Below are 23,120 nucleotides of genomic sequence, written 5' to 3'. Positions count from 1 at the left end.
TCAATTATGCATTATAAATTGTAAATTAAGTATTTAGGAGTTGGACTTATGAATGATTATATAAAGAATGCGAAAAGAATAATTTTAATAGATTTATTATATTTAGGGGATTTAATCTTTGCTACTCCTTTTATTAGAAATTTAAGAAAGAAGTACCCTAAAGCTCAAATAGATATGATCGTTAATTCTAACTTTTTTGATATTATGGAGGAAAATCCTTATTTAGATAATATCTATGCTTATAATAAGAAATGGAGTATAAAAGAGAGTTGGCAATTTGCTAGAAGATTAAGAAAGAATAAATATGAATTAGGTCTTAACCTTCATGGTAATTGGCGTACTGCTCTATTACTGAAAGTAGTTAATCCAGATTATAGTGTTGGATATGGGGCTAAGGGTAGAGGTGTTTGGCTTGATCAAGAGTTATCCTTTGTAGAGGATAAGCATATGGTAGAGACATATCTTAAGTTTTTAGAGGATCTGGGCTTTGAAGATTTTGATGATCAAGGGATAGAGTTAGCAATTAGTCAAGAGGCTAATGAGAATATGATTTCTTTCTTAAAAGATCATGATTTAGATAGTCAAGATAAGTTAATAGGCCTTAATACAGGAGGAAGTTGGCCAACTAAGCAATGGACTGAAGAAGGATTTGCTGAGCTTGGAGATAAATTACAAAATCAACTAAAGGCTAAAGTTATATTTTTTGGTGGTCCTGGCGATGTAGAGAGGGTTAATAAAATAGTTAGTCTAATGAATACGAATCCAATTATTGCGACAGGGAAGACAACCTTAAAAGAATTGGCTGCTCTAGCAGAGAAGTGTGATCTCTTTATTAGTGGTGATACAGGTCCTGTTCATGTGGCAGCAGCAGTAGGAACTCCCACAATAGCATTATTTGGCCCTTCTGATGAGAATAAATATAGACCTTATGGCAAGAAGCATCAAGTGATTGAAAATGGAATAGAATGTCGTCCTTGTGGCCATCATCACTGTCCATTAAAGCACCATAATTGTTTAGAGAAGATTAGTGCTGATGAGATTTTGGATCAGATAATAGATAATAGATAATAGATAATAGATAATGACCAAGTCTAAAGTGGAATTTAATGGGGATAGTGTGACATTTTGGCGGCTAGCCTCTCTAGCTATTAAGTACTATTTTATAAGCTTTAAGCTAGCAACTAGTAGCTAATAGCCAGCAGCTAAAACAGTTGTATAGTAACTGATATTAGTTTAATTATAAACTTTAATTAATAACCTCAAACTATTATTATTAATTCTAAATTAATAGTGAGGGGAAGTTATATAATAAATGAAAAGATTAAATATACTCCAGATCCATTCAGCTAAAGCTTTTGGGGGTGGAGAAGTACATCTATATCAGTTAGTAAGAGAGTTATCTCAAAGAGGACATAATCTTACATTAGTAATTAGAGATAATTTAGTCGATAAATTCTCGGATCTGAATATTGATATTAATCCGATGTCGCTAAAGAATGTTTTAGATTTTGTATCATTATTTAAATTAGTTAGGATCATTAAAGAAAAGCAGATAGATATTATCCATGCCCATCGAGGTAAAGATTATTGGTTAGCTATTATGGCTGCTAGTCTAGCTAATAGAGCTAAGGTAGTTATTACTAGACATATTTTGAAGCCTTTAGGGAAGACATATCTTCACCACCACCTATATAATAAAATCAGTAAAATTATAGTTGTTTCGAATGGGGTTAAAAGGATTTTGATTAATGAAAATAATCTTCCCTTAGACAAGGTTGAATTAATTTATAATGGGGTAGATTTGAGTGAGTTTCGAGCTAGTAAATTTGATAGTAGTAGTTTAAAAGAAGATTTTGAGATTGAAGATCAAGATATTGTGGTGGGAACTGTAGGCAGGCTAGCAGAAAATAAAAATCAAAAGTTTATCTTAGAAGTAGCTTCTAAATTAAAAGCACAGATAAAAGATATTAAGTATCTAATTGTAGGCGAAGATGATAGTTCTAATAAGTATTATAAAGCTAAGTTAGAAGAGATGGTTCAAGGATTTAATTTAAATAAACAAGTGTATTTAACAGGTTTTCGTAAAGATATCCCAGCTCTAATGAATCTGATAGATATATTAATTGTTCCATCTAAAGAAGAGGCCTTTGGAATAGTTGCAATTGAAGCTATGGCTATGAAAAAGCCTGTAATAGCTAGCAAAGTAGGAGGATTAACAGAAGTTATTCAAGATGGAAAGACTGGATTTTTACTTCCTTTAAAAATAGATAGCTTTGCAGAAAAAATAAAAGAATTAGTTAATAATTCTAAGTTAAGAAGTGAGATGGGAGAAGCAGGATATAAGCGAGTTTTAAATAATTACACAATAGAAACTATGATAAATAAGACTGAAAAAGTTTATTATGATATTGTGGATGATAAGTATCAGTGAGATGGAAACAATTAATGGTGAATTCAAAATATATTTTAATCTCATCTTGGAATTGACTGGATTATAGTCTTAAAAGAAGGAGGGGATATAATGGCTGATCTTGCAGCATTAGTTTTGACTTATAATGAAGAAGGTAATATCAAAGAGTGTTTAGAGAGTATTAACTGGATTGAGGAGATAGTTGTTATAGATTCTTATAGTAGTGATAATACAATAGCTATAGCAAAGGATTATACTGATAGAGTTTATCAAAGAAAATTTGATGATTTTGCCTCACAACGTAATTTTGCGTTGGATAAGATTGAAGCCACATGGGTTTTAGTAGTAGATGCTGATGAAAGAGTTACTTTAGAGCTAAAAGATGAAATTTTGAATCTTTTAACTTCCCCCCAAGCAGATGCTTATAAAATTCCACGTAAAAATTACTTTTTGGGTAGTTGGATTAAGTATTGTGGGTGGTATCCAGATTATACTCTGAGACTATTTAAGGCACAGGAGAATAGGTATAGTGGCTTAGTCCATGAAGGAGTAAAGATTAAAGGAAAAGTAGATAAGGTAAATAATGCATTTATTCATTATACATATCGTAATTTAAATCATTATTTAAGTAAGATTAATCATTATACTAGCCTTGATGCCGAGAAAAAATATAAGGCAGGAAAGAAAAAGGGACTAGCATATATTATTCTAAGACCTATAGTAGAGTTTATAAAGAAATTTATTTTGAAGAAAGGGTTTTTATTAGGAATGCCAGGCTTAATCGTATCGGTTCTATCCTCTTATTATCAATTTTTAAAATATATTAAGTTATGGGAGAAGAATGTTAGTAGTGACAAGTGACAAGTGACAAGTGACAAGTGACAAGTGACAAGTGACAAGTGACAAGTGACAAGTGACAAGTGACAAGTGACAAGTGACAAGTGACAAGTGACAGCAAAAAAATGGAATGATAATCAAAAATAGTAAAATTGGGTATAATTGTTTATAAATATTATATCTGAGAGGTGTTTTTGATGAAGTGTCATAGAGATTTGTTGGTTTGGAAAGATTCTATTGATTTAGTTGAGGAAACTTATAAATTAACAAATGATTTTCCTAAGCATGAATTATATGGATTAACTAGTCAAATTAGAAGAGCTGCTATATCAGTTCCATCAAATATAGCAGAAGGTGCTGCTAAAAATTCTAAAAATGAATTTAAACGATATCTATATATAGCCTTAGGATCATTATTAGAAGTTGAAACACAACTAATAGTAGCTAAAAGATTAGAGTATATATCTAAAACTTTAGATCGTCAATTAACAGGAATTCGTAGAATGATTTTAGGATTGATAAAGAAGTTATAATATTTTAGACTTAAATGTTTTTCTAGTTACTCGTTACTAGTAACTAGTTACTGTACTTTGGAGGAGCGGTGAATGATGAAAAAGATACTTTTTTTAAATAGTTGTGTAGAGTGGGGTGGAGGAGAGAAGTGGACCTTTGATACTGCTGAGGAATTATATAAGAGAGGATATGAAGTAATTGTTGCTAGTGTAGCTGAAAGTGAGCTTTATCAAAGATCACAAGAAGTTGGAATTAAGACTAAAGTTGTTCCCGTAAAAGGAACTTTGTCTGTACTTAATCCTATAAAACTATTTTCTTTTGTTAATTATCTAAAAAGAGAAGAAATAGATACTATCTTTTTGAATTTATCCCAAGACTTAAAATTTGGAGCATTAGCAGGAAAGCTAGCAGGAGTAGAGCAGATAATCTATCGGAGAGGTAGTGCTATTCCTATCAAAGATAGATTTTATACCAAATTCTTATTAGGTAATTGTGTTAGTGATATTATTGCAAACTCTCAAGCTACTAAAGATACAATTCTAGTTAACACTTCAGATTGGCTAAAGGAAGATAAGATAGAGATTATTTATAACGGGATAAAGTTAGATCAAGTGGAAGTCAAGGCTCAAGGGGCAGATATAAGAGAAGAGTTTGGAATTAAAGATGATGAAATTTTAATAGCAAATGTAGGAAGATTGAGTAAGCAGAAGGGGCACAAATGTCTGATAGAAGCTATTGATCATTTAAGAAAAAAGATAGATAACTTCAAAATTTTACTTGTAGGAAAAGGGGAGTTAGAAGAAGAATTAAAGAAGCAAGTCAAAGAATTAGGCTTAGAAGATTATATTATCTTTACTGGATTTAGAACTGATGTTTATAATATTATGTCTCAAATTGATTTTTTATTGCATACAGCATTATGGGAAGGTTTTGGATTTGTAATTGCAGAGGCTATGGCAGTTGCTAAAACTGTAGTTAGTACTGATGTGAGTAATATATCGGAGATCATAGTGTCCAATAAGACAGGATATTTAGCCAAAAGTAAAGATCCTGTAGATATTGCTGAAAAGACTTTGAAGATGATTAATAATCAAGATAGAGATGAAATGGGTCAATTAGCTAAGCAAGTAATAGAAGATAATTTTAGTTTTGTAGATAAAGTCGATGAATTGGAAGAACTTTATTTAAAGAATAATTAAAAAGTTTTTATTATTATTAAGAGGTGAAAAATTATGTCTCTGAAATTAGAGATAGGTACGAAGATTAACTATATCAAAGAGGAAGCTAAGCAAAATAATCAGGTGCTATGGATTAATGAAGATGTTAAAAATAGAGAATTTGAAGAATTTATTAAGAATATTGAAAATCAAGAGGCGGGAGAGAAAGTATATGATATTCGTAATGCTTTAATTCATTTTGAAGCTGATGATATTCCTGGGGTTAATGAAGATATTATAATAAAGAAATTTAACCTTACTAGAAGATACGATAAGTTAAGATTCTGCTTCTTGGATTCAAAAGCAGTTAGATCATTAAAACTAGCCTTAGCTTTAGAAAATATTGGCCTAAGAACTCCTAAACCAATTGCTTTGTTAGAACAGCGGGGTAAATTTAATCAGATAGTTTATAGCTATTTTATCACTGAATATATTGATTATGATTATAATCTCTTAGATATTCTCAAGGATTATGATCATCCTTTAAGAAGTAAGGCTCAAGAGTGGTTACCTCAAATTGCTCGAGATATTAAAAAGATGCATGATGCTGGTATAGTTCATAATGATTTGCATGCAGGTAATATCTTAGTGGGGGATATTGATAATAACCCTAAATTCTATTATATAGATTTGAATAGAGGTAGAATCAAAAAAAGTCTAAAACTGAAGACTAGAATGCAAGATTTGGCTAGATTCAAATTAAAAAGAGATGAACAGGAAATATTTATTAAGAGTTATGATCCTAACAGCTATAATGAATTATTAGAATTGATGGCTAAGCTAAGAGATAGACGGGAGAGATTTTTGAAGTTTAAGAGAAGATTAAAGAGTTTTATTAAAAATTAAACTTACAATCTTTAGATAAAAGTATTTTAAAATGTAAATGGATGGAGATGGAAAGTGATGATTGATAGATTAAGAACAATTAGGGAACGTTTAAAGTATTCACCAGCAAAGTTTTTAAATTCTCATAGTGAGGGGGATAAAAAAGATATATTTATCTTTACTAGTCCTCGAAGTGGGTCAACTTGGTTGATGGAATTAATAGCTTCTCAAGACAATATTAAATTTGTTAATGAACCCTTACATATTAATCGACATAAAGGGCTATTGACAGATATTACCCCTGATTGGTCTGAAATATACTCTAAGAAAAATAGAAAAGAAAAGTTTATGAATTATTTTTCTAGAATTCTAAATGAAGAATTATATGTAGGCCAGCAAAAATTAAAGGAGCTTTTTAACGGTGAATTTAAATTTATTACTAACAGAAGGGTTTTTAAAATTTTAAGAGCCAAAGATTTAATTAATTACTTTGAAGATGAATTTCAAATTCAGGTAGTTTATTTATTAAGACACCCTATTGCAGTTGGTTTATCTTTAGCCGAGAGAGGCTTTGAAGAAAGGGTTGAGTATTTCTTAAATAACAAAGAATACATAGACCAATTTTTGAATGATGATCTAGTTGAATTTTCTAAATTTATTTTAGCTAATGGGTCCAAATTTGAAATTAAGATTTTACAGTGGTGCCTTGAAAATCTACCTCCTCTTAAATTCTTAGATAATAAAGAATGGTTAATTATAAGTTATGAAGAGATGGTAATTGAAGAAGAAAATACTTTGGATAAATTATACAAAGAGTTAGAATTAGAAAGTTTAGATAAGCTTTATAGACAAGTAGGTATACCTTCAAGAACTACTTCTAATGATCAAGCTGAAAAGATTTTAAATAAGAGTGATAAAGAGAATATAATTAAAAAGTGGACAAAAAAAATATCGAAGGAAGAAGAAGAAAAGGCTTTTATTATTTTAGATAAGTTTAATATTGATATTTATCAAAGAGCTAAGTTTACAATTAATAGCAAAAGTGATTTCTTTAATAATTAAACAGGAGGGATATAATGAAAATCAGTGGATTTTCAATGGTTAGGAATGCAACAAAACTGTATTATCCAATTAAAGAGGCTATAGAATCAGTTTTACCTATTTGTGATGAGTTTGTAGTAGCAGTAGGTAAAGGAGATGAGGATGACTATACAAGAGAGAGAATAGAAAGTATAGATAGTGATAAGGTTAAGATCATTGATACAGTTTGGGATGAAAAGGATTTTAAAGGTGGACGAGTCAATGCTATCCAAACTAATATTGCCTTAGATGAATGTAGTGGAGATTGGTGCTTTTATTTACAGGCTGATGAGGTTGTACATGAAAAATATTTAGCAGTAATTCAAGATAGGTGTGTAGAATTGTTAGATGATGATGATGTAGAGGCTTTGGTATTTGACTATCGCCATTTTTGGGGGGATTATGAACATTATCATAAGAGCCATGGTTGGTATAAAAGAGAAGTACGTATGATTAAAAATAATAAAGGGATTAAGTCTCATAATAGTGCCCAAGGTTTTAGAAAAGATGGACGACCTGTTAGAGCTGCTCATGCAAAGGCTGAGATTTTTCATTATGGCTGGGTAAGGCCCCCGCATTATATGCAGAATAAGAAAAAAGCTTTGGATAGTGTTCACTGGGGTAAAAAGAAGGCAGAAGAATACTATAATCAAGCAGCAGATGAATTTGATTATGGTCCATTAGATAGACTAGCTGTTTACAGGGGAACTCATCCTAAAGTAATGAAAGAGTGGATTGCTAAAATGGATTGGAAAGACAAATTACAGTATAGTGGAGAACCTGATCCAAGAAGAGAGTTACACAAGCATGAAAAGAGAAAGACTAGAATAATTACCGCAATAGAGCAATGGTTAGAGAGAAAGTTTGGTGGTAAGGTATATTTGAGTGGACATAGGAATTATAAATTATTAGGAAATAAATAGTGTGCATCTGGAGGTAGGTCTATAGTGATTAGTAATTCGTCAGGGTTATCAGTTATTATTAGTATTTATAAGAAGGTTGAATATCTAGACTTAGTGCTAGATTCTTTAAAACAGCAGAGGTATAAAAATTTTGAAGTTATTATTGCAGAAGATAATGATTCAGAAGAATTAAAAAAATTCATAGAACAAAAGAGAAAAGTATGTAACTTTAAGATAAAACATGTATGGCAAAAAGATAAAGGATTTAGAAAAAGTAAAATACTAAATAAAGCTATAAAAGAAGCTGAATTTAATTTTTTAGTATTTGTTGATAGTGATTGTATCTTGCATAAGAGATTTTTGGATGAATATGCGAAACGAAAAAATACTAATGATTGTTTATTTGGTAGAAGAGTTATGTTAAGTCCTAAATTAACTGAGAGCTTATTAAAAGAAAAAAATATTAATGGGCTATCTTTAAAAAAAATATTATTTTCTAAAAGTCGTCATTTGGAAGAAGGATTATATATTCCCTTTGATATGAATTTAATTAAACGTAAAGCTGTAATGATAGGTTCAAGCTTTGGGCTTCAAAAAAATATTATTTACAAAGTTAATGGTTTTGATGAGGACTATGAAGGGTATGGCTTTGAAGATGCAGATTTGCAATGGCGATTAGAGAGTATAGGTGTTAAATTTAAATCATTAAGAAATAAAGCTATACAATATCATTTGTTCCATGGTAGAGGTGGTCAAAAAGAAGCTTTCAATAAGAATCAGAAGGTATATAATAGAAAGAAAAAAGAAGGAAATGTATTTTGCCATAATGGATTGATAAAGAAGTAATAAGTAAAATCAGCACATAAAAAATTATATTAAAATTCAAAAATAATAGTTAAATATAAAAAATTTCAGACATAAGTATAAAGCTTATTGTCTCTTTATTATAAGATATAAATAGTTTATATGATAATTGGTTAATGCCTTAATTTTTAAGAAGTCAAGAATTATCAAAGGAAGGGAGGAAAATATTAATGAAAATTAAGCCTAACTCTAATAAAGAGAAAATAATTCATAATAAAAATATAACTGATATTAATTATTCTTTCTTTAAAAGGTTATTTGATATTATACTCTCGCTTCTGGGGATTATGATTACTATCCCAATTATGATTAGCATAGCTATAGCCATTAAGCTGGACTCTCCTGGTTCGATTATCTTTAAGCAGACTCGCTTAGGTAAAGGTGCTAAGAAGTTCAGTATCTATAAGTTTCGATCTATGATTCAAGGTGCAGAGGAGAAGACTGGGGCGATTTGGGCTAAAGAGAATGATTGTAGAGTTACTAACGTAGGAAAGTTCCTTCGAAGGACGCGTCTAGATGAGTTACCTCAATTATTCAATATTTTAAAAGGGGAAATGACTTTAGTAGGACCTCGACCTGAGAGACCTATTCTAGCTCAAAAGTTTGAGGATCAATATCCTGGCTTTGAAGATAGGCTAGTGGTTAAGCCAGGCTTGACTGGATTGGCACAGGTGAAAGGTGGCTACAATCTAAGTGCTAGACAGAAATTAAGGTTGGATATGATATATATCAAAGAACGGAATTTATTCTTGGATCTATGGATTGTCTTCAAGACTATAGTAGTTATGATTAAAGGAGAAGGAGCGAGATAGGAATACTAAGAAAAGATATTCTTAGCCATAGATTAATACAAATAAGATTTAAGTTTTACTAATCAAGATCAAAAGATATTTGGAACCACAGATGAACACGAATGTACACGAATAAGATCATTAAATAAAAATAATTAGGAGTATTTAAAACTCTGTATTCTTATTAAAACTAGAACTGAATTTACTCTATATAGATTAAAGTATTTTAAAAATAATAATTGATGGTTTAAGAACTTAGTCTTTTATTAGTGTAAATTCGTGTGGATCCGTGGTAAAAAATTATTTAGTTTTATATTTTTAGTAAAAATAATTAGTCTAATTCATATGTTATGTTAAAAATAATGAGTTTGTTATCAATTTTGCAAATGACAGTAGAAAAAACTTTATATTTTCTGTATAATCTACAAGGAAGTTACTTTTTATAATAGAAATATTAATAATATAAGAAATAAGAAGAGGTGAGCAAAATTGTTGATTGCTAATACAGCAGATTCTAAAGTTAATAGATTCTTAGATCAGGGAATTATAGTCGGGACCTTTATCTTTGCCTTAGGTTCTTTGACATCTAAGGGTATATCCAGTATTGGAATTGGACTAGCCTGCTTGTTATGGCTAATTAGAATTATAATCACTAAGAATTATCAGTTTAAGCGGACCAAGCTAGATCTACCTATCTTAGCCCTAATAGCAAGTATCTTTATTTCGGGAATAGATGCTTGGAGTATGGAGATCTTGGATAGTAGTGAGAAGATCATCTTAGCAATTCTATTCTATTATGCCATAATTAATACTATTGATAGTTTAGATAAAGTTAAGCAATTATCTTATACAATCCTCTTTTCGATGATTATTTCTGCTGGTTATGGTTCTTATTGTTTTTATATTAAAAATAAAGAATTTATTTCCAGGGGATTATCTGTTAGGTATATAAGGCTAAAAGGCTTTATGTCTCCATTGGCTTTTGGTGGATTACTAGCTATTTTTATTATCTTTTTAGTTGTTTATCTTTTATGGGGGAAAGTTAATAAATTAAAAAAGGGGATTATTCTTTTGTTAGGTATAACTATGTTTATATTCTTGGTGTTAACCAAAACTAGAGGGGCATGGTTAGGATTCACAGGTGGCTTATCTGTGTTAGCTTGGTTAAGGGATAAAAGAATAATTATTGTTTTCTTAATTATATTAGTTATGTTATCTTTATTTTTACCCGGACAGTTTACCAATATAGCTAAAAGTATTATAGATATTAAAAATAATCCTTCAAATTTGACTAGAATTGCCCTATGGCAGACTTCTTGGAGGATATTCAAAGATCATCCTATAAATGGGATAGGGTGGGGAGGATTTAAAAGATATTATAAATCTAATTTTGAAAAGTATCCTGTCAAATATGAAGTAACTGAAACTAGAGAGAAAGGTCATATAGAAAATCTGAAAAAATTTGATCATGTACATAATAATTTCTTACAATTTCTTGTTCAAGCAGGTATAATTGCTTTATTATCATTTATAATTTTAATGTTTTTTATACTTGAATTATTATATAAAGGATATTACGATTTAGAGGAAAATAATTTAAAGTTATTTGTTTTAGCATCATTTTGTGGAGTAATCACATTCAATATTCAAGGACTAACTGAGTTTAATTTTGGGGATACAGAGACCTTGCGATTTTTTTGGTTTTTAATAGCTTTGAATGTAATTATAATTAGACTAAATCTTAGTAGGAATTCTAATTAAATTTTATTATTTGGTATAGTTAATTGATTTTAAAGCTTCACTATTGATTTTTTGAAATACAAAGCATAGAATGTTTTTCCATTTTTTTCATAGAGGTATAAAGCTATTAATGTAGAATTCAAATTTTAGATAAATATTAGTTTGAAGTAGCTTATATGAATAGATAAAAAAGATATTATAAATATAGTTTTGTGAGGAGTTATTTTAATTAGTTATATTTTTATAATTAGAAATTTAAACCCTTATATTTATATATAATATAGAAGAAAGGAAGATTAGATGTATCCTTTAAAATTTAAACCGATTTATAAAGAAAAAATCTGGGGTGGGGTAGCGTTATCTAATAACTTTGGGCGTGATTTACCATCTGATTCCATTGGAGAAAGTTGGGAAATTGCAGCTCATCAGAATGGGACGAGTATAATTACTAATGGTAGATTTGCCGGACAGACATTAATGGAAGCAATAAAAGAAGAGGGAGATAGGGTTCTAGGAAGCTATGCAAAGGAAGAATACTATGATAAGTTTCCCTTATTAGTGAAAATTCTAGATGCTAATGCTAAATTATCTGTACAGGTGCATCCAGATGATGAGTATGCTAATAAGTATGAAAATGGAGAGCTTGGGAAAACAGAGATGTGGTATATTATTGATGCTAAAGAGGATGCTAAATTGATTTATGGTGTTAAACCGGAAATAGAAAAAGAAGAGTTTGCAGCCGCTATAAAAGAGGGAAGGCTAGAAGATAACTTGATTGAAATAACTGTAAAAGCAGGAGATGTATTGTATATTCCTACTGGTACTGTTCATGCAATTGAGGAAGGGATAGTGCTGGCTGAAATACAGCAGAATTCTGATACCACCTATAGAGTTTATGATTGGAATAGATTAGGTAAAGATGGTAAACCTCGTGATCTGCATATTGAATCTGCTCTAGATGTTATTAACTTTGGAAGAAGTCCTAGAGAGAAAGTTACAGGGCTAGAAATTAGAGAAGATGGTTATATTAGAAGAATTTTAGTGTCTTGTCCTTATTTTACTACAGAAACAATAGATATTATCAACAATTATAGAGATAAAACTGATGGAAGTCGTTTTTATATTATAATGGGACTAGCAGGAGAGGCCAAGTTGCTATATGATGGTGGTGAATTTGACTTAAAAGCTGGAGAAACTGTATTATTACCTGCTGAATTAGGAGAATATAAAATAAAAGGTGAGTGCAAATTAATAAAGTCTTATATTAGGAATCCCGAAGAATTAAAAGCTGAACTAATAGAGCAAGGATATAGTGAAAAAGATATTAATATGATTGAGGGGTTACAGTAATTTATATAAAGAACTTGAGGTGATTTTAACTTACTACTTATAGGTTGGTAGGAGAAAGGTTGATTTAATTGAGACCAAAGACTATATTAGTAATTGGTGGTGCAGGATATATAGGTTCTCATCAGGTTAAATTGCTAGATCAAAGAGGCTATAATGTAATTGTTTATGATAATTTATCTACAGGCTATCGAGACTTAGTTACAGTTGATAATTTTGAAGAAGGTGATTTGGCTGATAAGGATAGATTAAGAGAGGTCTTTAATAAATATCAGATAGATGCTGTAATGCACTTTGCCGCTTTTATTCAAGTAGGAGAATCGATTAAAGATCCTGCTAAATATTATCGCAATAATGTAACTAACGCAATTAATTTATTAGATATAATGTTAGAATATGACGTTAAAAACCTTATTTTCTCTTCAACAGCAGCTGTTTATGGTGAACCAGAAGAAATTCCAATTAAAGAAACTCATACTAAAGCTCCAATTAATCCTTATGGTCGATCTAAATTGATGATAGAAAAAATTTTAAAAGATTATGATCAAGCTTATGGTTTAAGATATACTTGTTTTAGGTATTTTAATGCTTCTGGTGCTGATGATAGTGGAAGGATAGGCGAGAAACATAATCCTGAGACTCATCTAATTCCACTAATATTACAGACAGCATTAGGAGAAAGAGATGATATATATATATTTGGTATTGATTATAATACTAAAGACGGAACTTGCATTAGAGATTTTGTTCATGTCAATGACTTAGCTGATGCTCATATTAAAGGTTTAGAGAGACTATTTGGGGGAGGAGGTTCAGAAACTTTTAATTTAGGATCAGGTAAAGGTTATTCTGTTAAGGAGATTATAAACCAGGCTAAGGAAATAACAGGAGTTGATTTTAAGGTTGTAGAAGGTGAAAGAAGAGATGGCGATCCTGCTATATTAATTGCTGATAGTTCTAAAGTTAAGCAAGTTTTAAAGTGGGAACCTAAGTATACTTTAAATGATATCATAAGAACAGCATGGAATTGGCATAAACATAATTAGATTGAGCTTTTAATTAATAAATAAAGAGAAGATAATTATATAAATAACTAAGACATAATCTATATTTATACTTTAATCTTGTTAAATGTAAATTTCATATAGTGTTTAAATAATAAATATATATTTAGGGGGAGTTTTATATGATAACACCATTAATTATGGCTGGGGGAGTAGGAAGTAGATTTTGGCCATTAAGCCGTAAGCATCGGCCAAAACAGTTTTTGAATTTGGTAGATAAAAATAGAAGTATGATTCAACATACTGTAGATAGGATTAGTAAATTGACTGATCATGATAATATTTTTATTGCTACTAATGAAGAGTATGTTAAAGAGATGAATGAGCAGTTACCAGAGGTTCCTCTAGAGAATATAACAACAGAGCCGATGCGTAAGAATACAGCGGCTTGTATTGGTTTAGCAGCCTTACATATGGCTAAAAAGGATCCAGAAGCAGTAATGGTAGTATTGCCAGCAGATCATTTGATTCTTGATGAAGATAGGTTTATTGAGACGATAGAGGTTGCTGTTAAAATTGCCCAAAAGGGAGAAAACTTAGTTACTTTAGGAATTGAACCAACTCATCCCGAGACTGGATATGGATATATTAATTATAAAGATAAATATGATGCGGTAGAGGATCATGAGGTTTTTGAAGTAAAAGCCTTTACAGAGAAGCCTAATAAAGAAACAGCTTGTGAGTTTTTAGAACTTGGAACTTATCTTTGGAATAGTGGAATGTTTATTTGGAAAGTTTCTACTATTTTGAATAAGTTTAAAAAGCATATGCCTAAATTATATGATGGTTTAAAAAAGATAGATCAAGCCCTAGGTACTAAGAATGAATCTGAAGTATTACAAGAAGAATTTGAAAAGTTTGATAGTATTTCTATAGATTATGGTATAATGGAGAAGTCTGAAAATATCTATGTAGTACCAGGTGATTTTGGTTGGGATGATATTGGTAGCTGGCCTTCTTTAGAAAGGGTTAGAAAGCAGGATAAGCATGGTAATGTTATTTCTGGTCATCACATTGGAATCGATACTAAAAATACCATTGTCCACGGTAATGGTAAGATAATAACTACTGTTGGTTTGGATGATGTAGTAATTGTTGATACTGAGGATGCAATATTAATCTGTGATAAGAAAAGGGCTCAAGAAGTGAAAAAGATTAGAAATTTATTAGCTAGTAACGGTTTGGACAAGTGTTTATAAAATTTCAATATTATAGATAAAAAAACAGGAGGTAATTATGAAAAAAAAGGCGCTTATAACAGGAGTAAATGGACAAGATGGTTCATATTTAGCAGAACTTCTTTTGGAAAAAGGATATGAAGTGTATGGTTTAATGAGAAGAAAGAGTAAAGTGAGTTATGGGAATGTAGAACATTTAAAGAATGATATAGAGTTTATTTATGGTGATATGACTGATTTGATTTCACTAATAAATGCAATGAAGATTTCACAGGCAGATGAGGTATATAATTTAGCTGCCCAATCTTTTGTAGGAACTTCTTGGGAGCAACCATTGGCTACAGCAGAGATAGATGCTTTAGGTGTTACTAATATGTTAGAAGCAATTAGGACAGTTAAGCCTGAAGCTAAATTTTATCAGGCTTCTACTAGTGAAATGTATGGGCTTGTGCAAGAGATGCCTCAAACAGAAGATACACCTTTCTATCCAAGGAGTCCATATGGAGTTGCAAAATTATATGGACATTGGATAACAAAAAATTATAGAGAAAGTTATCAGATATTTGGTTGTTCAGGTATATTATTTAATCATGAGTCTGAAAGAAGAGGTAAGGAGTTTGTTACTAGAAAGATTACTGATGCAGTAGCAAGAATTAAGCTAGGAGTTCAGGATAGATTAGAATTGGGTAATATGGATGCTAGAAGAGATTGGGGACATGCTAAAGATTATGTTAAGGCAATGTGGCTAATGTTACAACAAGATGAAGCAGATGATTATGTGGTTGCTACTGGAGAAACTCACAAAGTGAGAGAATTTGTTGAGTTGGCATTTAAGCATGTTGGAATTGATATAGAATGGAGAGGCGAAGGTGTAGAGGAAGAAGGAATAGATAAAGCAACTGGTAAAGTAGTTGTAGCAGTTAATCCTAAGTTCTTTAGACCAGCAGAGGTTGATGTATTATTAGGAAGTCCAAAAAAAGCTGAGAAAAAATTAAACTGGGAAAGGGAAATATCTTTTGAAGAATTAGTAAAAAGAATGGTAAAAGCAGATTTGAAGAGAGTAGAAAAAGAAGTGGCTTTCAATACTTATATGGAAGAAGCAGCTGCAACTAAAGAATAACTGAGGTGATATTTTGAAAGCGTTAATTACTGGGATAGATGGATTTGTAGGGAGATACTTAGTTAAGTATCTCCTTCTTAACAATATAGAGGTTTATGGTACTTATTTAGATAGGATAGATAAGAATGAATTTGCTAATGAACTGAAATTGTTGCAAATGGACATTAGCAATAAGGAACGAGTTGGCTCTATTTTAGAAGAGGTGAATCCTGATTATATAATTCATTTAGCTGCTCAAAGTTCTGCCAGCATTTCCTGGGAGAATCCGCAGTTAACTATGGGTGTAAATGTTAATGGGACTATTAATCTTTTAGAAGGTATTAGAGAATTAGACTTAGATCCAAGGGTATTATTAGTGGGATCAAGTGAAGAGTATGGTTTTATAAAAAGTGAAGACATACCCGTAAATGAGGCTCAAGATTTAAGGCCTGGGAATCCTTATGCAGTAAGTAAGATAGCCCAAACTAAAATTGGAGAAGTATATGCTCGAGCTTATAATTTAGATATTATTATGGTTAGGGCCTTTAATCATATTGGACCGAAGCAGAGACCTACTTTTGTAGCTTCTGATTTTGCTAAGAGAATTGCTGAAATTGAGCAAGGTATAATTGATCCTGTATTAATGGTAGGTAATTTAGATGCTAAACGTGACTTTACTGATGTTAGAGATATTGTTAAAGCATATTACTTGCTTTTGAAAGAAGGAATACAAGGAGAATTGTATAATGTTGGTTCTGGGAATAGTTATGCAATTCAATATATCCTAGATACTTTATTATCTTTGGCAGATGTGGAGATAGAAATTAAGACTGATCCAAGTAGAATGAGGCCATCAGATGTACCAATAGTTGAATGTGACAATTCTAAGCTTGTTAAATTAACTGAGTGGAAAGCAAATTATACAATAGAAGAGACATTAGAAGATGTTCTCAATTATTGGAGAGAAAATATTTAGAAGAGGGATATATATGATAGAAGGTATTAAGGAAATATATAGATATAGAGAAATGTTAAAAAATTTAGTAAAAAAAGATTTAAAAACAAGATATAAAGGCTCGATATTAGGATTTTTATGGACTTTTATAAATCCTTTGATTCAACTTATTGTATATTCAGTAGTTTTTACAACTGTAATGAAGATTAATATAGATAACTTTTCTATATTTTTGTTTGTAGGTTTAATTCCTTGGATTTTCTTTTCTAACTCTTTACTAGTAAGTGCGGGTACTATAATTAGTAATGAAAATTTAGTTAAGAAGATATATTTCCCTAGGGCAATTCTTCCGCTTTCAGTAGTTACTTCTGGACTTATAAATTTATGTCTTAGTTTTATTATTGTATTTATAGGTATTATAATTTCGGGAATTGAAATAGAATTCGTTGTCATATACTTACCATTATTAATTATAGTAGAATATTTAATTGTATTAGGTTTTTCTTTAATGGTATCAGCATTGAATGTTTATTTTAGAGACTTAGAGCATATTTTAAATTCAATTATGGCGGGATGGTTTTATTTTACCCCGATTATATACCCATTAGAAATGATTCCGGAAGAATATTTTGGATATTTCTTTTTGAATCCATTAGCTCCTATTATAGTATCTTTTAAAGATATTCTATATTATGGTCGTACTCCTGATTTTATAATGTTAGGAATAAGTGGCTTAACAGGTATTTTAATGGTTATTTTTGGTTATAGTTTATTTCAAATATTACAGAAAAGATTTGCGGAGGAAATATAATATGAATGTAATAGAAGTAAAAGATGTATCAAAAAAATATAGAATTTATTATGATAAAGGAAGTACTTTAAAAGAAAAAATTCTTTTCAGAAATAGAAATAAATATGAAGATAAATGGGTTTTAAAGGATATTAATCTAAAGATCAAAAAAGGTGAGACAGTTGGTTTAATAGGGGAGAATGGTTCTGGCAAGAGTACTTTACTTAAATTATTAACTAGGATTATTTATCCTAATAAGGGTGAAATCATAGTGAAAGGTAAGGTATCAAGTCTATTAGAATTAGGTGCTGGCTTTCACCCTGATATGACAGGTAGGGAGAATATATATACTAATGCTTCTATATTTGGCCTTACGAGAAAAGAAATTGATGATAGAATAGACGATATAATTTCTTTCTCCGAACTAGAAGAATCTATAGATAATCCGGTGAGAACTTATTCTTCTGGGATGTATATGAGGTTAGCTTTTTCAGTAGCTATCAATGTTGAAGCAGATATATTATTAGTTGATGAGATACTTGCTGTAGGGGATGCTAGTTTTCAAGCAAAATGTTTTAATAAAATGCAAGAATTAAAGAATAAAGGAACAACAATTATAATTGTATCTCATGATTTAGGTTCTATAGAAAGGCTTTGTGATAAATCTGTGTGGATAGATAAAGGAATTATAAAGTCAATTGGTATACCTTATGATGTAGATGCAGAATATTTAGATTTTATGGGGCAGAAGAGAAACAAGAAAAAAGAGGGAAAGAATCAAGGAACTAAAGCAAGCAATAATAATGATGAGCAGGAAGAAGATGATCAAAAACAAGATAGTAATCAGCAAAACAAAGAGAAAGATGATCGTTGGGGAAATAAATTTGTTGAAATACTAAATCCTAGATTAACTAATGAAAAGAATGAAGTAGCAAGTATATTTAAATCTGGAGAGAAGGTTAATATAAGGTTTGAATACATTAGACATAATAAAGAAATACAAAGTCCTGTATTTGGAATAGGTATATTCAGAGATGATGGGCTCAATTGTTACAGCACTAATACCCATATAGATAAAATTCAGAATATATCTATAAGTGATAGTGGAGAAGTTGAATGTGTATTAAAAGAGTTAAACCTTTTAGAGGGGAAATATACATTAGATTTGGCAGTTCATGATGAGGATGGATTACCTTATGATTATATTAGAAAAATCTTAAGTTTTGAAGTTTATTCTAAAAACAAGGATGTAGGAGTTTTTAGATTGAAACATCATTGGAATATTATAGATTAAATATAGTATCTAGCAGTATCAAAATGATTATAAGATTATATTGTAAGAAATTATTATAGTTAATGTAACTAAAGGATATGATAGCTATAAGCAATTGCCTATGTTATGATTTTTGTGTTATTGAATATTATATTCAAATTTTTGACAATACTATTAACTTAGGAGAGAAATTTATGAAACAAAATAAAAGTAAGGTTTTAAAGATAAAGGATTATATAGAGAACGAAATTATTAGTATTAAAGATCAGGAATCTGATTTAAATACTAAAGAGAATAAAGATTTGTTGAATTTTAAACTCCAACAACTTGAATCAAATATAGATCAAAATAATAATAATTGGGATGTTAATTCTCAACAAGATATAACTTCACATAGGAAGATTATCGGTAAATTTATAGTATTTTCAAAAAAAATAATTAGAAAATTATTGTCTTGGTATATTAATCCTATAGTTGGACAACAGAAATCTTTTAATGGGTCTGTTACAAGAACCTTGAATGAATTGTATAAATTTACAAAAGGTATTATTCCAAATATTAATTCTAATTATAATGAAATCAATATGTTAAAAGGTCAAATCAATTGTCTTACTCAAAGCATCGAAGAAATAAGATCTAGAGAAAACAAATTTAGATCTGAAATTGACCAAACAAAAATAGAAATAAATGATTTAAAAGAAGGAATAAATGACTTAGAGTTAGAGATAGTTAATTCAAGAGAAAAAATATATGAAGTAGAAGCAGAGATTAATAATATGGAAGAAAGAGTATATGAAAGAATAGAGAACTTAACTAAAAAATCAAATGATAGAGAGAATACAATAAAAGAAATAATAAATGAAATAGAGATGAAAGTAAATAGCTCCAAAGAAGAAGTATATGAAAGAATAGAGAACCTAACTAAAAAATCAAATGATAGAGAGAATACAATAAAAGAGATAATAAATGAAATAGAAATAAAAGTAAATAGCTCCAAAGAAGAAATATATGAAAGAATAGAGAACTTAGCCAAAAAATCAAATGATAGAGAGAATACAATAAAAGAAATAGAAAAAAATATTACTAATATTAATAATGAAACACAAGATAAAAGTGAAGCTATTGATTTTGATTATTTAGAATTTGAAAATAAATTTCGAGGTAGCGAAGAGTTAATAAAAAACAGAATGAAAAAGTATTTTAATTACTTTAGAGAAAAAAGTAATGTTCTAGATATTGGATGTGGGAGAGGAGAATTTCTAGAGCTCCTTCAAAAGGGTAATGTTAATTCTAAGGGAATTGATATTAATAAACAAATGGTAGAACACTGTCAGAATAAAGGCTTAGATGTAGTTAGAAGTGATGCTATAGAGTATTTAGAGCAAGTAGAGGATGGTAGTTTAGATGGTGTATTTATGGGGCAAGTTGTTGAACATTTAGATTTGAATTATTTACTTAAGGTTATCGAATTGATTGATAAGAAGCTCACAGAAAATGGAATTTTTATTGCTGAAACTCCTAATCCACAGAGTATATATATATATGCTAATGCTTTTTATATAGATCCAACACATGTAAAACCAGTTCATCCTGCTACTTTGAAGTATCTAATAGAAAGATATAGCTTAGAGGTTATGGAAGTTCAAGGAGCATCAGCAATTCCGGAAGAGAATAAATTATTAACTATCCATGATGAATATTTGAAAAATGATAATCTTGAAAAGTTAAATAGTAATTGGGATAAATTGAATAATCTATTATTTAATTATAGAGATTATGCTATAGTGGCAAAAAAATTAGAGGTGGTGTAATAGAAAATGAGTGTAAAGACAATAGCTATATGTTCTTCACAAGTCCCTTATGTTAGGGGAGGAGCGGAAATTTTAGTTGATGAACTACATAAGCAACTATTAAAAAGAGGTTTTGAATCAGTTATTATAAATATACCTTTTAAATGGTATCCTAAGCAGCAATTAATTGATAGTGCTTTAGTTTGGCGTATGACTGATATAACAGAGAGTAACGGAAAGAAAATAGATAGAGTAATTTGTACAAAGTATCCAAATTATGTTGTGAATCACCCAGATAAAGTTTTATGGTTATTTCATCAGCATAGACAAATGTATGATTTGCTTGGTGGTGAATATTCAGAATTTAAAAACACGCCAGAAGATTTAGCTTATATTAATCAAGTGAAAAATATTGATAATAATACTATAACAGAAGCTAAAAAGGTCTTTACTATATCTAAGACAGTTTCTGGTAGGCTGAAAAAATATAATGATATTGAAAGTACGGCGTTATATCCTCCTACTAAACATGAGGAAGAATATTATACTGAAGATTATGATGATTATATATTTATTGCAAGCAGATTAGATAGTATAAAAAGAATTAATCTAATAATTGAAGCTATGAAATATACAAAAACAGATGCCAAATTACTAATTGCTGGGAAAGGTCCTCATGAAAATGAATATAAAAAACTAGCTAAGAAATTAGGGTTAAAGAATAAAGTTGTTTTTAAAGGGTTTGTATCAGATGAGGAACTTCTGAATTTGTATGCTAATTGTTTTTCAGTGTTCTTTTCACCCAAAGATGAGGACTATGGTTTTATTACAATAGAAGCCTTTAAAAGCAAAAAACCTGTAATTACTACAGTAGATTCAGGTGGAGTGCTTGAATTTGTAGAAGATGGAAAAACAGGATATGTAGTAGAAAATGATCCTAAAAAGATAGCAGAGAAAGTTGACTATTTATACAATAATAGAAATAAATGCAGAAAATTTGGTCAAAATGCTTATAAAAAGGTAGAAGAAATATATTGGGATAATGTAATAGAACAACTTACTAAAGAATATTAGGGGGATGTTATATGAAAGTAGCTTATTTTAGTCCGTTATCTCCTCAGAAGTCTGGGATCTCTGATTATAGTGAGGAGTTGCTTCCTAAGTTATCGGATAAGATGGATTTAGACTTGTATGTTGATGATTTTAAGCCTAATAATGAGTTTATAAAGAATAATTTTAATATATATAAAATAAATGATTTTGTGAGTGAAAATAAGTATGAAGATTATGATCATGTTATTTATAATATAGGAAATAATGCAAAATTTCATGAAAAAATTTATAAAATAGCATTAGAACATCCAGGGATAGTGATACTACATGACTATGCAATTCATCACTTAATAGTAGAAATGACTGCAGCTAAAAATAAAAACGAAGAATATATCGAAGAAATGAGATATAATTATGGAGAAAAAGGGAAAAAACTAGTAGATGACATGTTTCAAGGGAAGATTAGGCCTATTTGGGAAACTGGGAATACATTTGAATACCCTCTTAATAAAAGATTAATGGATAATGCAAAAGCTATAATAGTACATTCAAAGTATATTAGAGATTTAGTCAAGCAAACTAATAGTAAAGTTCCTATAAAATATATTCCTATGCCTACTCCAGATGTTGAATTTATACCTAAAGCAGAAAAAGATAAGCTCAGGAATAAGTATAAATTATCAAAGGATAAAATGATATTTTCATCTTTTGGATTTATAAGCAAAGAGAAAAGAATCGATAAAGTTATAAGTGTAGTTAAAAATTTAAAGAAGGAATTTAATGATTTTCTTTATCTATTAGTAGGAAGAGAAGCTGAAGGATATAATATTTCAAAATACATAAAGGAAAATAACATTGAGAGATATGTTAAAATAATTGGCTTTGTAGAGTTAGACGAATTTAAAGATTATATTAAACTTTCAGATTTCTGTATAAATTTAAGATATCCAACTCAAGGAGAGACATCGGCAAGCCTAGTGAGGATATTAGGTATGGGTAAACCTGCAATTGTAACTGATATAGGTACTTTTTCAGAATATCCTGATAATTGTACTCTTAAAGTTAGTTATGGAGCTAATGAAGAAGAGGATATATATAATGCTATCAAAGAAATGATAAATGATAAAAATAAATTGAAAAAAATGAGTAATAATGCTTATGAATATGTAAAAGAAAATCACAGAATAGAAAGTTCTGCTCAATTATATGTTGATTTATTAAAAGATATAGAGTTAGGAAAAGTGTATAAGGGGAATGTTGATGCCTATGTAGATATATATCAATCAGTTGGTAATAAATTGTATGAGATAGGGATTGATGAGAAGAATGAAGAGACATTATTAAGTATTGCTGAGGTTATTTCTGGTTTAGTATAAAAGATAATATGAGGAG

General features: G+C 29.7%; 21 protein-coding genes. All 21 read left to right on the top strand.

What is annotated here, in order from left to right; all coding sequences use genetic code 11:
* Positions 1-48 precede the first annotated feature (48 nt).
* The 21 genes from waaF to OREMA_RS0104610 all read left to right on the top strand — a co-directional run bounded on the left by waaF (position 49) and on the right by OREMA_RS0104610 (position 23,104).
* Complete coding sequence (gene waaF, locus OREMA_RS0104710) at positions 49-1,068, top strand: lipopolysaccharide heptosyltransferase II (protein ID WP_018248128.1); 1,020 nt, start codon at positions 49-51, stop codon at positions 1,066-1,068.
* A 244-nt stretch (positions 1,069-1,312) separates the two neighbouring features.
* Positions 1,313-2,431, top strand: coding sequence for a glycosyltransferase family 4 protein (locus tag OREMA_RS0104705; RefSeq protein ID WP_018248127.1), 1,119 nt, complete (start codon positions 1,313-1,315; stop codon positions 2,429-2,431).
* Between the two features lie 90 nt (positions 2,432-2,521).
* Positions 2,522-3,271 carry a glycosyltransferase family 2 protein gene (locus OREMA_RS0104700; RefSeq protein WP_018248126.1) on the top strand — a complete coding sequence of 250 codons (750 nt, stop codon included), beginning with the start codon at positions 2,522-2,524 and terminating at the stop codon, positions 3,269-3,271.
* Between the two features lie 173 nt (positions 3,272-3,444).
* Positions 3,445-3,780: a four helix bundle protein gene (locus tag OREMA_RS0104695; protein WP_018248125.1), complete on the top strand. Its 336-nt coding sequence runs from the start codon at positions 3,445-3,447 to the stop codon at positions 3,778-3,780.
* Positions 3,781-3,852: 72 nt separating this feature from the next.
* Entirely contained in the window at positions 3,853-4,959 is a 1,107-nt protein-coding gene (locus OREMA_RS0104690; protein WP_018248124.1) for a glycosyltransferase, read from the top strand.
* Positions 4,960-4,992: 33 nt separating this feature from the next.
* Positions 4,993-5,823, top strand: a complete 831-nt coding sequence (locus OREMA_RS0104685) for a lipopolysaccharide kinase InaA family protein (protein ID WP_018248123.1) — start codon at positions 4,993-4,995, stop codon at positions 5,821-5,823.
* A gap of 57 nt (positions 5,824-5,880) precedes the next feature.
* Positions 5,881-6,864, top strand: coding sequence for a sulfotransferase (locus OREMA_RS0104680; protein ID WP_018248122.1), 984 nt, complete (start codon positions 5,881-5,883; stop codon positions 6,862-6,864).
* A gap of 14 nt (positions 6,865-6,878) precedes the next feature.
* Positions 6,879-7,805 carry a glycosyltransferase family protein gene (locus tag OREMA_RS0104675; protein ID WP_018248121.1) on the top strand — a complete coding sequence of 309 codons (927 nt, stop codon included), beginning with the start codon at positions 6,879-6,881 and terminating at the stop codon, positions 7,803-7,805.
* A 24-nt stretch (positions 7,806-7,829) separates the two neighbouring features.
* Entirely contained in the window at positions 7,830-8,630 is an 801-nt protein-coding gene (locus OREMA_RS17160) for a glycosyltransferase (RefSeq protein WP_018248120.1), read from the top strand.
* A gap of 188 nt (positions 8,631-8,818) precedes the next feature.
* On the top strand, positions 8,819-9,460 hold the full coding sequence (locus OREMA_RS0104665) for a sugar transferase (RefSeq protein WP_018248119.1): 642 nt from the start codon (positions 8,819-8,821) through the stop codon (positions 9,458-9,460).
* Positions 9,461-9,928: 468 nt separating this feature from the next.
* On the top strand, positions 9,929-11,200 hold the full coding sequence (locus OREMA_RS0104660; protein WP_018248118.1) for an O-antigen ligase family protein: 1,272 nt from the start codon (positions 9,929-9,931) through the stop codon (positions 11,198-11,200).
* A gap of 279 nt (positions 11,201-11,479) precedes the next feature.
* The gene (locus OREMA_RS0104655; RefSeq protein WP_018248117.1) at positions 11,480-12,529 is read left to right on the top strand and encodes a type I phosphomannose isomerase catalytic subunit; all 1,050 of its coding nucleotides are present in this window, start codon (positions 11,480-11,482) and stop codon (positions 12,527-12,529) included.
* A 68-nt stretch (positions 12,530-12,597) separates the two neighbouring features.
* A complete protein-coding gene (gene galE / locus OREMA_RS0104650; RefSeq protein WP_018248116.1) occupies positions 12,598-13,572 on the top strand; it encodes a UDP-glucose 4-epimerase GalE in 975 nt (324 codons plus the stop codon).
* Positions 13,573-13,712: 140 nt separating this feature from the next.
* A complete protein-coding gene (locus tag OREMA_RS0104645) occupies positions 13,713-14,789 on the top strand; it encodes a mannose-1-phosphate guanylyltransferase (protein ID WP_018248115.1) in 1,077 nt (358 codons plus the stop codon).
* A 37-nt stretch (positions 14,790-14,826) separates the two neighbouring features.
* Positions 14,827-15,888, top strand: a complete 1,062-nt coding sequence (gene gmd, locus OREMA_RS0104640) for a GDP-mannose 4,6-dehydratase (RefSeq protein ID WP_018248114.1) — start codon at positions 14,827-14,829, stop codon at positions 15,886-15,888.
* Between the two features lie 13 nt (positions 15,889-15,901).
* Entirely contained in the window at positions 15,902-16,843 is a 942-nt protein-coding gene (locus tag OREMA_RS0104635) for a GDP-mannose 4,6-dehydratase (protein WP_018248113.1), read from the top strand.
* Between the two features lie 13 nt (positions 16,844-16,856).
* The gene (locus OREMA_RS0104630; RefSeq protein WP_040657303.1) at positions 16,857-17,633 is read left to right on the top strand and encodes an ABC transporter permease; all 777 of its coding nucleotides are present in this window, start codon (positions 16,857-16,859) and stop codon (positions 17,631-17,633) included.
* A gap of 1 nt (position 17,634) precedes the next feature.
* Positions 17,635-18,906 (top strand): ABC transporter ATP-binding protein, encoded by a 1,272-nt coding sequence (locus tag OREMA_RS0104625; protein WP_018248111.1) that lies wholly within the window; start codon positions 17,635-17,637, stop codon positions 18,904-18,906.
* Between the two features lie 173 nt (positions 18,907-19,079).
* Positions 19,080-20,696 (top strand): class I SAM-dependent methyltransferase, encoded by a 1,617-nt coding sequence (locus OREMA_RS17155; protein ID WP_018248110.1) that lies wholly within the window; start codon positions 19,080-19,082, stop codon positions 20,694-20,696.
* Positions 20,697-20,702: 6 nt separating this feature from the next.
* Positions 20,703-21,749: a glycosyltransferase family 4 protein gene (locus OREMA_RS0104615; protein ID WP_018248109.1), complete on the top strand. Its 1,047-nt coding sequence runs from the start codon at positions 20,703-20,705 to the stop codon at positions 21,747-21,749.
* Positions 21,750-21,760: 11 nt separating this feature from the next.
* Entirely contained in the window at positions 21,761-23,104 is a 1,344-nt protein-coding gene (locus OREMA_RS0104610) for a glycosyltransferase family 4 protein (RefSeq protein ID WP_018248108.1), read from the top strand.
* The last annotated feature ends 16 nt before the right edge of the window (positions 23,105-23,120 follow it).

This window comes from Orenia marismortui DSM 5156, assembly GCF_000379025.1.
Taxonomy (GTDB): domain Bacteria; phylum Bacillota; class Halanaerobiia; order Halobacteroidales; family Halobacteroidaceae; genus Orenia; species Orenia marismortui.
Note: the sequence above shows the minus strand (reverse complement) of the source record. Positions and strands in the feature narration are given on the sequence as shown.

Coding starts and splice junctions, on each gene's coding strand:
- OREMA_RS0104645 (WP_018248115.1), top strand. CDS start 13,713: ATGATAACACCATTAATTATGGCTGGGGGAGTAGGAAGTAGATTTTGG.
- OREMA_RS0104685 (WP_018248123.1), top strand. CDS start 4,993: ATGTCTCTGAAATTAGAGATAGGTACGAAGATTAACTATATCAAAGAG.
- gmd (WP_018248114.1), top strand. CDS start 14,827: ATGAAAAAAAAGGCGCTTATAACAGGAGTAAATGGACAAGATGGTTCA.
- OREMA_RS0104615 (WP_018248109.1), top strand. CDS start 20,703: ATGAGTGTAAAGACAATAGCTATATGTTCTTCACAAGTCCCTTATGTT.
- OREMA_RS0104625 (WP_018248111.1), top strand. CDS start 17,635: ATGAATGTAATAGAAGTAAAAGATGTATCAAAAAAATATAGAATTTAT.
- OREMA_RS0104690 (WP_018248124.1), top strand. CDS start 3,853: ATGATGAAAAAGATACTTTTTTTAAATAGTTGTGTAGAGTGGGGTGGA.
- OREMA_RS0104695 (WP_018248125.1), top strand. CDS start 3,445: ATGAAGTGTCATAGAGATTTGTTGGTTTGGAAAGATTCTATTGATTTA.
- OREMA_RS17155 (WP_018248110.1), top strand. CDS start 19,080: ATGAAACAAAATAAAAGTAAGGTTTTAAAGATAAAGGATTATATAGAG.
- OREMA_RS0104630 (WP_040657303.1), top strand. CDS start 16,857: ATGATAGAAGGTATTAAGGAAATATATAGATATAGAGAAATGTTAAAA.
- OREMA_RS0104665 (WP_018248119.1), top strand. CDS start 8,819: ATGAAAATTAAGCCTAACTCTAATAAAGAGAAAATAATTCATAATAAA.
- OREMA_RS0104680 (WP_018248122.1), top strand. CDS start 5,881: ATGATTGATAGATTAAGAACAATTAGGGAACGTTTAAAGTATTCACCA.
- waaF (WP_018248128.1), top strand. CDS start 49: ATGAATGATTATATAAAGAATGCGAAAAGAATAATTTTAATAGATTTA.
- OREMA_RS0104610 (WP_018248108.1), top strand. CDS start 21,761: ATGAAAGTAGCTTATTTTAGTCCGTTATCTCCTCAGAAGTCTGGGATC.
- OREMA_RS0104675 (WP_018248121.1), top strand. CDS start 6,879: ATGAAAATCAGTGGATTTTCAATGGTTAGGAATGCAACAAAACTGTAT.
- OREMA_RS0104655 (WP_018248117.1), top strand. CDS start 11,480: ATGTATCCTTTAAAATTTAAACCGATTTATAAAGAAAAAATCTGGGGT.
- OREMA_RS0104705 (WP_018248127.1), top strand. CDS start 1,313: ATGAAAAGATTAAATATACTCCAGATCCATTCAGCTAAAGCTTTTGGG.
- OREMA_RS0104700 (WP_018248126.1), top strand. CDS start 2,522: ATGGCTGATCTTGCAGCATTAGTTTTGACTTATAATGAAGAAGGTAAT.